This window comes from Paenacidovorax caeni (assembly GCF_001298675.1).
Classification (GTDB): domain Bacteria; phylum Pseudomonadota; class Gammaproteobacteria; order Burkholderiales; family Burkholderiaceae_C; genus Paenacidovorax; species Paenacidovorax caeni.
In genome coordinates this window covers 1-12,155 of sequence record NZ_CYIG01000043.1, presented here as the reverse complement: position 1 = coordinate 12,155, position 12,155 = coordinate 1, and the positions used below count along the sequence as shown (strand labels likewise).

15 protein-coding genes and 1 pseudogene are annotated in these 12,155 nt (G+C 61.2%); 12 read left to right on the top strand and 4 right to left on the bottom strand.

Annotated elements, in window-relative coordinates:
* The first annotated feature begins 17 nt into the window (after positions 1-17).
* The 7 genes from BN2503_RS15395 to BN2503_RS15365 all read left to right on the top strand — a co-directional run bounded on the left by BN2503_RS15395 (position 18) and on the right by BN2503_RS15365 (position 4,972).
* Entirely contained in the window at positions 18-479 is a 462-nt protein-coding gene (locus BN2503_RS15395; RefSeq protein ID WP_054257523.1) for a PaaI family thioesterase, read from the top strand.
* Between the two features lie 73 nt (positions 480-552).
* Positions 553-1,272 (top strand): class I SAM-dependent methyltransferase, encoded by a 720-nt coding sequence (locus BN2503_RS15390; RefSeq protein WP_054257522.1) that lies wholly within the window; start codon positions 553-555, stop codon positions 1,270-1,272.
* Positions 1,273-1,387: 115 nt separating this feature from the next.
* Complete coding sequence (locus tag BN2503_RS15385; protein ID WP_054257521.1) at positions 1,388-2,812, top strand: dihydrolipoyl dehydrogenase; 1,425 nt, start codon at positions 1,388-1,390, stop codon at positions 2,810-2,812.
* 73 nt (positions 2,813-2,885) lie between these two features.
* On the top strand, positions 2,886-3,284 hold the full coding sequence (locus BN2503_RS15380; protein WP_054257520.1) for a DUF2946 domain-containing protein: 399 nt from the start codon (positions 2,886-2,888) through the stop codon (positions 3,282-3,284).
* A gap of 61 nt (positions 3,285-3,345) precedes the next feature.
* Positions 3,346-3,981, top strand: a complete 636-nt coding sequence (locus BN2503_RS15375; protein ID WP_054257519.1) for an SCO family protein — start codon at positions 3,346-3,348, stop codon at positions 3,979-3,981.
* A 41-nt stretch (positions 3,982-4,022) separates the two neighbouring features.
* Positions 4,023-4,499, top strand: coding sequence for a copper chaperone PCu(A)C (locus tag BN2503_RS15370; protein ID WP_054257518.1), 477 nt, complete (start codon positions 4,023-4,025; stop codon positions 4,497-4,499).
* A gap of 35 nt (positions 4,500-4,534) precedes the next feature.
* Entirely contained in the window at positions 4,535-4,972 is a 438-nt protein-coding gene (locus tag BN2503_RS15365; RefSeq protein WP_054257517.1) for a Spy/CpxP family protein refolding chaperone, read from the top strand.
* Between the two features lie 79 nt (positions 4,973-5,051).
* Here the strand turns inward: BN2503_RS15365 and BN2503_RS15360 are convergent, their stop codons facing one another.
* Complete coding sequence (locus BN2503_RS15360; RefSeq protein WP_139235488.1) at positions 5,052-6,167, bottom strand: glutaredoxin family protein; 1,116 nt, start codon at positions 6,165-6,167, stop codon at positions 5,052-5,054.
* A gap of 361 nt (positions 6,168-6,528) precedes the next feature.
* Between BN2503_RS15360 and BN2503_RS15355 the strand changes: the two genes are divergently transcribed.
* The 5 genes from BN2503_RS15355 to BN2503_RS19560 all read left to right on the top strand — a co-directional run bounded on the left by BN2503_RS15355 (position 6,529) and on the right by BN2503_RS19560 (position 10,171).
* Positions 6,529-7,239: a Crp/Fnr family transcriptional regulator gene (locus BN2503_RS15355; RefSeq protein ID WP_054257536.1), complete on the top strand. Its 711-nt coding sequence runs from the start codon at positions 6,529-6,531 to the stop codon at positions 7,237-7,239.
* A gap of 168 nt (positions 7,240-7,407) precedes the next feature.
* Positions 7,408-8,046 (top strand): peroxiredoxin, encoded by a 639-nt coding sequence (locus tag BN2503_RS15350; protein WP_054257515.1) that lies wholly within the window; start codon positions 7,408-7,410, stop codon positions 8,044-8,046.
* A gap of 88 nt (positions 8,047-8,134) precedes the next feature.
* Positions 8,135-9,013 carry an MBL fold metallo-hydrolase gene (locus BN2503_RS15345; protein ID WP_054257514.1) on the top strand — a complete coding sequence of 293 codons (879 nt, stop codon included), beginning with the start codon at positions 8,135-8,137 and terminating at the stop codon, positions 9,011-9,013.
* Entirely contained in the window at positions 9,010-9,309 is a 300-nt protein-coding gene (locus tag BN2503_RS19565) for a DUF3817 domain-containing protein (protein ID WP_074930380.1), read from the top strand. Before BN2503_RS15345 ends, BN2503_RS19565 begins: the two co-directional genes overlap by 4 nt.
* A 445-nt stretch (positions 9,310-9,754) precedes the next feature.
* Positions 9,755-10,171 (top strand): DsrE family protein, encoded by a 417-nt coding sequence (locus tag BN2503_RS19560; protein ID WP_074930382.1) that lies wholly within the window; start codon positions 9,755-9,757, stop codon positions 10,169-10,171.
* 285 nt (positions 10,172-10,456) lie between these two features.
* Here BN2503_RS19560 and BN2503_RS21460 read toward each other — a convergent pair.
* The 3 genes and pseudogenes from BN2503_RS21460 to tnpC all read right to left on the bottom strand — a co-directional run.
* Positions 10,457-10,592 (bottom strand): annotated as a pseudogene (locus BN2503_RS21460) (IS3 family transposase); the annotation flags it as partial.
* Between the two features lie 40 nt (positions 10,593-10,632).
* Complete coding sequence (locus BN2503_RS15335; RefSeq protein WP_054257512.1) at positions 10,633-11,154, bottom strand: hypothetical protein; 522 nt, start codon at positions 11,152-11,154, stop codon at positions 10,633-10,635.
* A partial coding sequence (tnpC, locus tag BN2503_RS15330; protein WP_148639762.1) for an IS66 family transposase occupies positions 11,151-12,155 on the bottom strand: 1,005 nt, incomplete at its 5' end. The genes tnpC and BN2503_RS15335, both read right to left, overlap by 4 nt.

The following is a 12,155-nucleotide window of genomic DNA, read 5'->3' as shown; positions in this document are numbered from 1 at the left end:
AATTCACGGAGAACCACATGTACGCCTTCCAGGACCACTACCCAGAAAACCTTTCGCACTGCTATGGATGTGGCAGCCAGAACCCGCATGGCCACCAGATCAAGACCGAATGGGAGGGCGATGAGACCGTGACCCGATTCCGGCCCGAGCCCTTTCACACCTCGGTGCCAGGGTTTGCCTACGGTGGGCTGATCGCCTCGTTGATCGATTGCCACAGCACCGCCAGTGCGGCGGCCGCCATGTACCGCCAAGAAGGCCGAAGCATGGATTCGCTACCCGCCTTCCGGTTTGTCACCGGCTCTTTGCATGTGGATTTCCTCAAGCCCACACCCATTGATGCAGAGCTCGTCATTCGCGGTCAGGTCAAAGAAATCAAGGGCCGCAAGGTGGTTATCGAGAGCCAAGTCTGGGCGCGTACAGTGATGACCGCCAAAGGTGTGGTGGTGGCGGTGCAGATGCCGGAGAACTTTGGAACCTGACACACACGGCTCGTGACACCAGATGCTGGTCTCTGATGGTCTTCCAGACAACGCCTCTCGACACAAACCCACTATGCACGCTGCCATTTCCGATCCCGATCAACTGCCCTCCCAGAAGGACGAACTCGAAGTGTTGGCCGACCTGGTGCCTTTGGCCGGGCAGCGCCTGATCGAACTGGGTTGTGGCGGCGCCCGCTTGGCGCGCCACTTGTTGCAACGGTATGCCGGCAGCCAGTTGGTGGGTCTGGAGGTGGATGGGGTGCAGCATGCCAAGAACCAGGCCCACCCGCAGGATGGCTTACAGTTTCTGGCGGGCAGCGCCGAGGCCGTGCCCTTTGGCAACGCCAGCTTCGACGGCGCACTCATGCTCAAAAGTCTGCACCATGTGCCGGTAAAGTCCATGGACGCCGCACTGGTCGAGGTTGCGCGGGTTGTGCGGCCAGGAGGCTGGCTCTACGTGAGCGAGCCCATCTATGGTGGTACGCTCAACGAGATCGTGCGTCTCTACAACGACGAAGGCACAGTGCGGGCCGCTGCGCAGGCGGCGGTGGAACGCGCGCTGGCCGCAGGCAGCTATTGGCAAGCGGCTGCCGAACGACACTTTACCCAGCCGGTGCGGTTCAAAGACTGGCCGGAATTCGCGCAACGCATGCTCTATCCCAGTTTTGCAGACCACGCCGTCACGCCGGCACTGGAAGCGCGTGTGCGTGCCGCGTTCGAGCCGCATGTAGGCGCCGAGGGGGTGCAATTCGTGCGGCCCATGCATGTGCGGTTGCTGCGCCGCACGACTTGACCCCTGGGGAACCTACGCCTTAACGGCACGGCCCGTCATCAGACCGTCGTCGGTCAGAATGCCGAATCTCTGATAGCCACATTGACGCGCATTTTTCCAAGCAATCGAAGTCCAAATGCCTCCAGAAATTCTTACCGAAATTGTCATCTTAGGCGCCGGCACTGCCGGTATGCATGCCCTCAGAGAAGTGCGCCGCGCTGGCCGCCGTTTCGTGATGATCGATCCTGGCCCTCTGGGCACTACCTGCGCTCGGGTGGGCTGTATGCCCTCCAAGGTGGCTTTGCACGCAGGCGCCGAGTGGGCGACCCGCAAAGCTTTGGCTGACTTGGGTGCGCAGGGCGTACAAGGGCTGTCCATTGACTTGTCCGTCACGTGGGCGAAGCTGCGAGAACAACGAGATTTTTTCAGCAACAACGCAGCGAGCAAAGCCCGTGCGGGGGCCAAGGAGCGCCTGCTGGAGGGGAAAGCTCGCTTCCTTGAGCCCACTTTGCTTGAGGTGGAAACTCCCGACGGTGTGAAACGTATCCGTGCCGAAGCGGTGGTGATTGCCACCGGTTCCCATCCAGTAGTGCCGGGCTGGCTGGCCCAAGTGCAAGACCGCACCGTCACTACCGACGGTTTATTCGAGTTGCCCAGCTTGCCTGCACGGGTGGGCATCTTGGGCCTGGGCGCGATTGGCCTTGAGATGGGCCTAGCCCTGTCCCGCCTGGGCGTGCAGGTGGTGGGTGCAGACCTTGCGCCTCACGTGGCTGGCATCAGCGACCCCATTCTGGCCGAGCGCGCTCGCGCCCGCTTTGGACGTGAAATGGACCTATGGCTAGGCGTAGAAACTCGCGTGGAACGCACTGAGGACGGCATGCGCCTGCGTGCTGGTGAGCGTGAGGTCGAGGTGGATCTGCTGCTCGCCGCTCTGGGCCGTCGCCCCAACACCGATGGCTTGAACCTGAAGGCCGCAGGCTTTCCGTTGGACTCGCGCAGCAACCCGCAGTTTGACCCGGCCACGATGCAGATCGGTGACCTCCCAGTGTTCATTGCGGGCGACGCTAACGCGGACCGCCCGTTGATGCACGAGGCCGCTGATGAGGGAGCCATAGCTGGCTACAACGCCGTACGCGCTACGCCAACCCGCTTTGCGCGCAAGGTCTCATTGGGCATTGCGTTCTCCAATCCTGATATTGCCAGCGTGGGAGCCCGCTTCGATGCACTGCCGCCGGAGGGCGTGGTGATTGGCACCGCCGGGGGCGACAAAAACGGCCGCGCCCGTATTTTGGGTGCCACCGACAGCTTGCTGCGCGTGTACGCAGATGCCCGCGACGGCCGTTTGTTGGGTGCTGCCATGGTGGCAACCGGTGGCGAGCATATAGCTCACCTGCTGGCCTGGGCGATCCAGCGTGGCGAAACCGCCTCTAGCCTGTTGCAGTTGCCCTTCTATCACCCCGTGATAGAGGAAATGCTTCAGAGCGCGCTGCAAGACATCGCAGCCCAACTGCCCGAGAGAGGTTCTTATCCATTGGGCCTTGCCCTGGAGGAGCGTACATGAACGGGACCGTCAACAATCCCCTCGCGTGCGGCACATATAACTTTCCGCCAAACCACACTGACACACTCCAGCCATGTTCCTGAAGCGCCTCCAGCGGCGTTTTACCACCTGGGTCGCCCTTTTGTCTCTGGTGTTGGGCGCGCTGTTGCCCACGGCGACGCAGGCCATGTTGCTCGGCACCGACCGCACCGAATGGCTGGAGGTGTGCAGCGTCAGCGGCATGGCTTGGGTCAAGGCCGACACAGGCGAGGCGCGCGATCAACGGCCCGACGGCAGCGTACCCACCAGCGACGCCAACCAGCACTGCATGTGGTGCTCGCTGCACGGCGGTGCCGCTGACCTGCCGGTGGTGCAGATCGATGTGGGTCTGCCGCCGCGCCTTACCGATCGTCCCCCTGCTTTTTACCGCGCCCTGTTGACCGCGACCATCTGGGCGCCGGCGCAGTCGCGCGCGCCCCCATTCGCCGCCTGAAAAACCTTGCGGTGGTGCGTCCGTCTGGCGCGCCTTGTGTTCTGCGTTTTCAGGAGGCGCCATGCCTTCCATCTCCACATTCATTTCATCTCGCCGCCAGGCGCTGGTTTGGCTGGTCGCCAGCGGCACGTTGCTGCTATCTGGCTGTGACCCGCACACCTCGGGCCTTTACGGTGGCAACTCACCCTTCAAAGGCATCGACGTCACGGGTGCAGACTACGCGAGCGGCTTCCAACTGACCGATTTCAACGGGCAGACGCGCAGCCTTAGCGACTTCAAGGGCAAGGTCGTGATGCTGTACTTCGGTTTCGTACAGTGCCCCGACGTCTGCCCCACCGCGCTGACCCGCGCCGCCGCGGTGATGCAGCAGCTGGGTCCGCAGGCTGCTGAGCTGCAGGTGATCTTCGTCACCGTGGATCCCGAGCGCGACACGCCCGAGCTGCTGCGCGAGTACATGGCTGCGTTTCACCCATCCTTCCTGGCGCTCACCGGCAGTGCAGAGGCCACCCAAAAAACGGCCGACGAGTTTCGGGTGCACTACAAAAAGGTGCCCACTGGCAGCAGCTACACCATGGACCACACGGCCTTGAGTTACCTGATCGACCGCCAGGGCCGCATCCGTGTGGTGCTGCGCCACGAACAGACCGTCAGCGACTACACCGCCGACGTGCGCACGCTGCTGGCCCAGCCCGCGTAAGCGATTCAACGTTTTCACATTCCCAACGAGGAGTCACCAGCATGAAGCAACTCATCATCACCGGCCTGCTGGCCATCACAGTCACTGCCTGGGCGCAGACCACCGTCAAGGTGGAAGACGCCTGGGTGCGTGGCACCGTCGCCACGCAAAAGGCCACCGGCGCCTTCATGCGTCTGACGCCCTCGGCCAACGCGCGGCTGGTCGAGGCCAAATCACCCGTGGCCGGTGTGGTCGAGATCCATGAAATGACCCTGGAGAAGGACATCATGAAGATGCGCCAGATCCCAGGCCTGGATTTGGCCGCCGACCGCACCATGGAGCTCAAGCCCGGCGGCTACCACGTGATGTTGATGGACCTGAAGCAACCGCTCAAGGGTGGTGAACAGGTGCCCATCACCCTGGTGTTTGAGGACGATGCCAAAAAACGCTTCACCCAGGACATCAAGGCGTCGGTGACGGTATTGGGCGGTGGCAACTCGCCCATGCCCATGAAGCCTGGCATGGACCACAAACACTGAGCTTTAACCCTTTTTTCATCCCTACGGAGTTTTTTATGAAGTCTTCCCTGAACACCCTGCGCCAAGGCGCCATCGTCCTCGCCCTGGTGGCCACCGCTGGCTTCGCCGCCGCCAAAGGCGTTCCCGGCGACGGAGCCATTCCCGTGGTCGAGCTGATGCCGCTGACCATGCGCTACGAAGCCGACCTCAAGCTCACGCCCGAGCAGATCAAGTCGCTCGACGACTACCGCAAGCAGGCCATGCCTGGCCGTGTGGCAGTGCAGAAGAAGATCATTGAGCTTCGCGGCCAACTGCGCATGGCCCTGCTGGACAACAAGCCGCAGGCAGACCGCGACGCGCTGATGAAGCAGGTCGCCGAAGCCGAGGTCCAGCATTTCCAAGGACGCGAGCGCTGTGTGGCGCACTTGCGCCAGATGCTGAGCGCCGAGCAGTTCGCGCAACTGCGCCAGCTCTACCTCGACGGCTTGCGCTGACATCGGAGCCACAAGTCTGCTTCAAAGCCTGACTGCAACGGTTCCAACCTGTGTGTGGGCCAGGCACCGTCCCGCAGTGTCACCAGAGCCATTGGGGCCGCAGCAGCATGGTCAGACCTAAAGCCTCCATCAGCGCTCCGTTGAGCAGTTTGAGCCAGCGTCCATGGCTTTCGTCCAGTTTCTGGCTTTGCAGCGCCCAAGCGGCAGAGCCAACCATCAGCGCGTCGTCTGCGAGGTAGCCCAGGATGTACAAGCCCAGGTAGCTGTAATGGGCCGCCGGGGGCAGGGCCTGCTGGGTCAGCACGGCGGTGTAGAGCGCGGGCAGCCCGGCGGTGCACAGCAACTCTACAAAGTTGACCACCACCGCCAAACTGACCACGCCCAGCAGGGCCAGAGGCAGGGAGTGGGCCTGCATCACGTTGCGCATGCGTGCGTAGAGCCCCGGTTTGGCCGAGACCGGAATCGACAGGCTAGGCCCCCGGAATCCTTTGACGAAATCTTTCAGATGAAACGCCGCCATGCCCAGCGCCAGCAAAGCCAACCCTACGCGCATCGCAGTGGATAGACCCACCGCAAGAAACAAGTTGAGCCAAGCCGCCATGAAAGCGTAGTACTCCGCACCACTCACCAGAACAAATGTACCGGCGATCAGTGCCATGCGGCGACGGTCTCGCAAATGCACCAGCCGCGACAACAAAAACAGCAGCACCCACATGGCGCATAGGTTGAAGCCGTCCACCAATCCCAGCGATAGCGTGAACAGCGGCAGGCCCAGGCGTTCTACGGTCAGGTCACCCCAGTGGGTCTCAACCGCATGCACTGGCCCAGGCGCAGGAGAGGCGGAATCTGCGCCACGCACCTGCGGCGGTGCCACCAAGGCGTCGAGTTCAGGGCCCGAGGTCGCCGCGTCGGCAAAGCCTGCCAGCAACCTGCCCTGGTACACGAACGTGGGTACACCGGGTGGCCAGACACCCCCCTGCTCAGACAACCGCAGCAAGTCGTCCCGCGCAGCGGTGTCGGTGTCCACGGGTCGCAGCCACACCCGCACATCGGGGTGACGGGTCGCCCACTGCGGCAAAAAGGCTTTGGCGTCGGCGCAGTGGGCGCAGCCATCGCGCACGAACACCTGCAACGCATGGTGTGGCGCGTGCGCGCGCGTGGGCTGCCGTCTGCCAGCCCAGTGCGGTACCGACACCCAAGCCACTCATCGCGCGCAGCCAATCGCGCCTTGAGTTATCGAGGCCTTCGTCCATGGCCCTGTGGGGGGAGGGTGGTTTTGGAGCCAAGTTTTTCTCCTTTGGGTTCAACGCCGCAGCCCGATAGGCGCAACTGCCAAACTGCTCAGCGGGTCAGTTATCCCAGAAAGCATTATTTGTAATAAATTAACAAACGTTGGCTGACGCATGCTTGACTTGCTTCTTGGCACTCAACGGACCGTTTTTTGCCAGGCTCGTAAACATCCTACCCATCCCACCTCCCAAGGTAATAAGACTTAATACTCGGGGAGGTTTTTCCCTTGATTTCAAAAAAATGACTGACGGCTTCACGCTCACATGATGATTCCCATCAAAACCGAATCCGCCTGGCGCGGCACATCCGATTGTCGCACCTGCGCCATACGTGAAATGGCGCTGTTTGGCAGCCTGACCGAAGGTGATTTCGCGCACATCCATGCCCCCATCGATGACCTGGCCTACCGCAGCGGCGACACCCTGCACGCCGAAGGGCAGGCGGCGCATGGCGTGTATACCTTGCGCTCGGGCATGCTCAAACTCTCACGCGTCACGGCCGACGGACGACAGCGCATCCTGCGCCTGTTGCGTCCGGGTGATGTGGTGGGGCTGGAGGCCTTGGCCACCGAGTGCTACGACAGCAACGTCACCGCGCTCACCGATGTGACGGTGTGCCGCATCCCCACCGAGGTGATCCATCACCTGAGCCAGCGGTCGCCGCGCATGCACGCCGGTCTGCTCAACAAATGGCAAAAAACGCTGCGCGAGGCCGACGACTGGTTGGCCGCGATCAACTTCGGCACCGCGCGCCAGCGGGTGGGGCAGTTCGTGCTCAAGATGCGGCACAGCACCGATCCGTCGCTATCGACGCTGTTCTCGCGTGAGGACATGGGTGCGATGATGGACCTGAAGCTGGAGACCGTGAGCCGCGAGGTCTCGCATCTGGTCAAGATCGGCGCCATCAAGGCGGTGGACAAGCAGGGGCGCCTCTACCGCATCGTGGACGAGTCACTGCTGTTGGCGGCCAAGGGCTGATCACAATGGCGTGCCCGCCAGGCTATGGCGGCCATAGCCAATCCCAATTGTTGCATTGATTTTTGTTATGGGTGGGCAGAAGTTGATAGCTCAAACTTCATCCATCAACACAGGGTAATGCCCATTTGATTGATGATCGACCTTCCCACTTTTCAACAGGAGCTTCTTATGACCACGCCTTCCGGTTTGCCCCGTATCAACGAACCCGCCCCCGATTTCAAAGTCAACACCACCCACGGCGAACGCAGCCTGGCCGACTACAAGGGTAAGTGGCTGGTGCTGTTTTCGCACCCCGCCGACTTCACACCGGTGTGCACCACCGAATTCATCGGTTTTGCCAAGCACGCTGAACAGTTCAAGTCCATGAACTGCGAATTGCTGGGTCTGTCCATCGACAGCATCTATTCGCACTTGGCCTGGATGCAGAGCATCAAGAACAACTTTGGTGTGGAGATTCCGTTCCCCATCATTGACGATATCAAGATGGAAGTTGCCCAGGCCTACGGGATGATCCACCCCGGCGCTGCCGACACCCAGGCTGTGCGTGCCACCTTTTTCATCGACCCCGAAGGCAAGCTGCGCGCCATGGTGTATTACCCCATGAGCAACGGCCGTTCCATCGATGAGTTTGTGCGCCTGCTGCAAGCCATGCAGACCAGCGACGCCAACAAGATCGCCACGCCGGAAGGCTGGACGCCGGGTTGTGACGTGATCGTGCCCCCGCCCAAAACACCCGCCGCCATCGAAGCCCGCAAAGGCGAAGGCTACGCGATGAAGGACTGGTACTTCTCCACCAAGTCCCTCTGAGCGGCCACCGCTGCACCCCGGCGCGGAGTGTTTGCCCCGCGCCGTTTCAGAACTTCTTGCAGGAGTTGCCGTGACAGCCCCCACACGCATGCAGATCGAATCCTTCTTCGACCCGGCCACCTCGACCTTCAGCCACCTGCTGTGGGACAGCGCCACGCAACAGTGCGCCATCATCGACAGCGTGCTGGACTACGACCCGAAATCGGGCCGCACCGACACCGCCAGCGCCGATCGCGTGATTGAGCGGGTGCGCGTCCTGGGCCTGAACGTGCAGTGGCTGCTGGAAACCCATGTGCATGCCGACCACCTGTCGGCCGCCCCTTACCTGCAACGGCAGGTGGGTGGTCAACTGGCGATCGGCAGCCATATCACCACGGTGCAAAACGTGTTCGGCAAGCTGTTCAACGCCGGCACCGAATTCGCCCGCGATGGCAGCCAATTCGACCGGCTCTTAGCCGAGGGCGACCGCTTCCAGATCGGTGGCTTGCACGCACAAGCCTTGCACACGCCAGGCCATACCCCCGCCTGCATGACCTACGTGATCACCGACCACAGCATCGACTCCGTACGCACGGTCGCCTTCGTGGGTGACACGCTTTTCATGCCTGACTATGGCACGGCTCGTTGTGATTTCCCTGGTGGCGATGCGCATACGTTATACCGGTCTATCCAAAAAGTGCTAGCTCTGCCTGATAGTACCGAGCTCTATCTTTGTCACGACTATCCGGCCGCTGGCAGCCGTGCCCCTGAGTGCAGGACCACGGTAGCCGTACAAAAATCTGCCAACGTGCACATACATCAAGGCGTGGATGAGGAAAGCTTTGTGTCAATGCGCGAGGCTCGCGATGCAACCCTGGCTATGCCAGTGCTGATCTTGCCCTCAGTGCAGGTAAACATGCGCGGTGGGCAGTTACCACCTGAAGACAACGGCGTCCGTTATCTCAAGATCCCGGTGGACTCGTTATGAGTACGTCGGTGCGCAGGTTGCGCCTAGCTTCGTATGCGGAGGGTGTGACCTTATTGTTACTCTTATTATTGGCGGTGCCACTTAAGCGACTGGCTGGTATACCCGAGGTTGTGAGCGTGATGGGACCGGTACACGGTGTAGCTTTTGTGTTGTACAGCCTGCTGGTCTTGCAGCAAGCAAGGGTAGGGCTGCTTACCTTACGCGAAACTCTGATGTTGCTGGGCGCTGCCGTTGTGCCGCTGGGATTTTTGCTGATTGGAAAAATATTTAATCGGCGCCGGAGCTACACCTCCTGAGCAAGCTTGCTGCCGTATGTCATGCATATTTTTTCGTACCGTCTAGTTTTTCTCTTGACGTGATCTTGGCACTTCGCCTGTCGCATGTAGTGGGTTATGTCGTGGTGGCACCTGTGGATCCAGCATTGCTATACCCCATTCATGACATCGGAACCAACTCATTGTAAGAAGTGCGGGCGTTCGCTTGTGGGGTGGGGTCTGAACTTCCCGCCACGCCATGCCGAACTGTTCGGCTCTAAGCAGGCTCGAACGCAGCGAGCTTAGGGCCGCCGCACTGAACTGGTGTCTTTTGCTAGGTTCTAGGAGTCGCTTCTATGAGCGGTGAGATAACCCCTTGCATTGACTGGGATTGTCATTTGTCAAGGGTCTCGGGATTGGCATCCGAACAATGTCAAGAAGTGGCCTGCAAACTTTGGGCCACGGCACTTAACTCAAGGAAAACTCCGTGAAAAAAACTTTGCTTATCGCAGTAACGGCGCTCGGCTTTGCTTCTGCAGCTTCCGCTCAACAACACCTGTTCGTCAATATCCACAGCGGCCAGGCTATGGCTCAGGGCGCAGGTCTTGTGCTGGCTGCGCAAGCTTTGGAGCAAAAAGCCAATGTGCGTATCTTGCTGTGTGACGCTGCAGCAGACATCGCTGTCACAGGTAAAGAAATGCCTACTCTTAAGCCCCGTAACGTGACACCTCAGCAGATGCTGCAAGGCCTGATCAAGGCCGGAGCACAGGTAGAAGTGTGCGCACTGTACTTGCCAAATAGCGGACGGCAGGCGACAGATCTGATTCAAGGCGTCACGCCAGCGAAGCCAGCAGATGTCGCGACCCATTTGCTCAAGCCCGGAGTTCATACTCTCGCTTTCTAGCTCACCTCTGACTGCCCCAGCTTGGCTTTAAGCGAACGGCTAGGCCAGCAGAATGGGTTTGTAAGGATTGTTGTGCGTAATTATTGACCAATCTCCCGGGTCATAAAAACGTGATTCCTTGGCCTGCCGTGTTGGCACGAGCAGGTCATTTCTAGGGTGAACGTTTGATTGTTACGAAAGCAAGCTGGGCTGAATTTGATGATCCTCGCAACGAGCGGTAGTGCTGATTGTGCATATGCGTCCTCGGGAATCACCCTGGTTTCTGCGGAGGCTGTTTGGTTTAAGTCAGCTCACTTCCACAGAGGCTTGACTGGCGAGTTGCCGATAGTAGTTTGCCTCAGCGTTTGCAGGCGGGATGTACCCGATGGGTTCAAGCTGGCGATGGTGGTTGAACGAACCACGATACCCATTCGAGGTAAGCGTCGCCTCAACACCCTCTTGACAGGGAGGGCGGGAGGCAGTCAAACGTCTACGACGTGGCGCAGCAGGGCGAAGCCGACGCGCCAGTGGGTGCCGTCGCCGGGGTCGATGGTGGCAGTGCGGCTGTTGATGCGCACGATGGTGCCCACCACAGTCTGCAGGTACTTGTCCTCGAAGGCAACCTTCTCTCCACATCGGAAGTCGTTGCGCGTTGGTCGCGGTGCAGCGGGCGGCTCAGGCGCCACCGCTTGAGGATGCGCCGCAGGATCGGGCTGCGGCGGTTCGATCGCGGCGTAGGGCAGCTTCCATTCCTTGCGTTCCTGCAAGTCCTGCATGGTGACCTGTGTCTCGCGCATGGCCACGACTTTGCCCTGGCGCAGGCTGCCATCACGCCAGTCCACAAAGCGCACCGTCTGCCCCAGGTGCATGTCCTTGCGCACGGCAATGATGCGCCGCGGATCGGCCAGCAGCCGCTCGATCAGCGTGCTCAGCTGGAACAGCTCCAGGCTGCTGGCGCTCTGCAGGGCGTCCAGCACCCGCGGGTCGATGCCGGGTGCACTCATGCTGCCCGGCGCTGCTGTGTTGGGCTGACCCCTGTGTGCATCAGGTTCCAAGGCAACAGCTCATCGATGCGGTTGATGGGGTGATCGGCAATACGGCTGAGCACCTCGCGCAGGTAGGCCTCAGGATCCAGGCCATTGAGCTTGGCGGTCTGCACCAGGCTGTAGATCGCGGCCGCGCGCTCGCCGCCAGCGTCCGAGCCCATGAACAGGTAATTGCCCCGTCCCAAGGCCACCCCACGCAGCGCCCGCTCGGCAGCGTTGTTGTCCATCTCGATACGGCCGTCATCGCAATAGCGCGTCAGGGCCTGCCAGCGAGTGAGGCTGTAGCCGATGGCTTGTGCCAATGCCGATTTGGCCGACACCCGCCCCAGCAGTTGGCTCAGCCAGGCGTGCATCTCCTGCAGCAGCGGGCCAGCCCGCGCCTGGCGTTGGGCCTGCCGAACATCGGGAGGTTGTCCCCGAATGTCGCGTTCGATCGCATACAGCTCGGCGATGCGTCCGAGCGCCTGTGCGGCGATGGAAGTCTCGTCTTTGCCGCTGCTGAGGTACAGATCCCACCAAGGTCGGCGCGCGTGCGCCCAGCAAGCGGCCTCGGTGATCTGGCCTGATCCGTAGAGCTTGCCCCAGCCGCCATAGGCGTCTGCCTGCAGGATGCCCCGGTATTGCCGCAGGTGCCGCTGTGGGTGTTCACCCTTGCGGTCCGGCGTGTACTGGTACCAGGCTGCAGGAGGCTCGCTGGAACCGATCGGGCGGTCGTCTCTGACGTACACCCACAAGCGTCCGGTCTTGGTCTTGCCCCGCCCGGGCTGCAGCACCGGGACGGGGGTGTCGTCGGCGTGGATCTTGGCCGCCGCCAAGGTGTAGCGCCCCAGCGCCGCCACCAGCGGGTCCAGCAACTGATCGGCCTGATCGACCCAGCCGGCCAGCGTGGAGCGGTCCAGCTCAACGCCGCTGCGGGCGTAGATGCCGCTTTGGCGGTACAAGGGCAAGTGGTCGCAATA

Coding starts and splice junctions, on each gene's coding strand:
- BN2503_RS15395 (WP_054257523.1), top strand. CDS start 18: ATGTACGCCTTCCAGGACCACTACCCAGAAAACCTTTCGCACTGCTAT.
- BN2503_RS15390 (WP_054257522.1), top strand. CDS start 553: ATGCACGCTGCCATTTCCGATCCCGATCAACTGCCCTCCCAGAAGGAC.
- BN2503_RS15385 (WP_054257521.1), top strand. CDS start 1,388: ATGCCTCCAGAAATTCTTACCGAAATTGTCATCTTAGGCGCCGGCACT.
- BN2503_RS15380 (WP_054257520.1), top strand. CDS start 2,886: ATGTTCCTGAAGCGCCTCCAGCGGCGTTTTACCACCTGGGTCGCCCTT.
- BN2503_RS15375 (WP_054257519.1), top strand. CDS start 3,346: ATGCCTTCCATCTCCACATTCATTTCATCTCGCCGCCAGGCGCTGGTT.
- BN2503_RS15370 (WP_054257518.1), top strand. CDS start 4,023: ATGAAGCAACTCATCATCACCGGCCTGCTGGCCATCACAGTCACTGCC.
- BN2503_RS15365 (WP_054257517.1), top strand. CDS start 4,535: ATGAAGTCTTCCCTGAACACCCTGCGCCAAGGCGCCATCGTCCTCGCC.
- BN2503_RS15355 (WP_054257536.1), top strand. CDS start 6,529: ATGATTCCCATCAAAACCGAATCCGCCTGGCGCGGCACATCCGATTGT.
- BN2503_RS15350 (WP_054257515.1), top strand. CDS start 7,408: ATGACCACGCCTTCCGGTTTGCCCCGTATCAACGAACCCGCCCCCGAT.
- BN2503_RS15345 (WP_054257514.1), top strand. CDS start 8,135: ATGCAGATCGAATCCTTCTTCGACCCGGCCACCTCGACCTTCAGCCAC.
- BN2503_RS19565 (WP_074930380.1), top strand. CDS start 9,010: ATGAGTACGTCGGTGCGCAGGTTGCGCCTAGCTTCGTATGCGGAGGGT.
- BN2503_RS15335 (WP_054257512.1), bottom strand. CDS start 11,154: ATGAGTGCACCCGGCATCGACCCGCGGGTGCTGGACGCCCTGCAGAGC.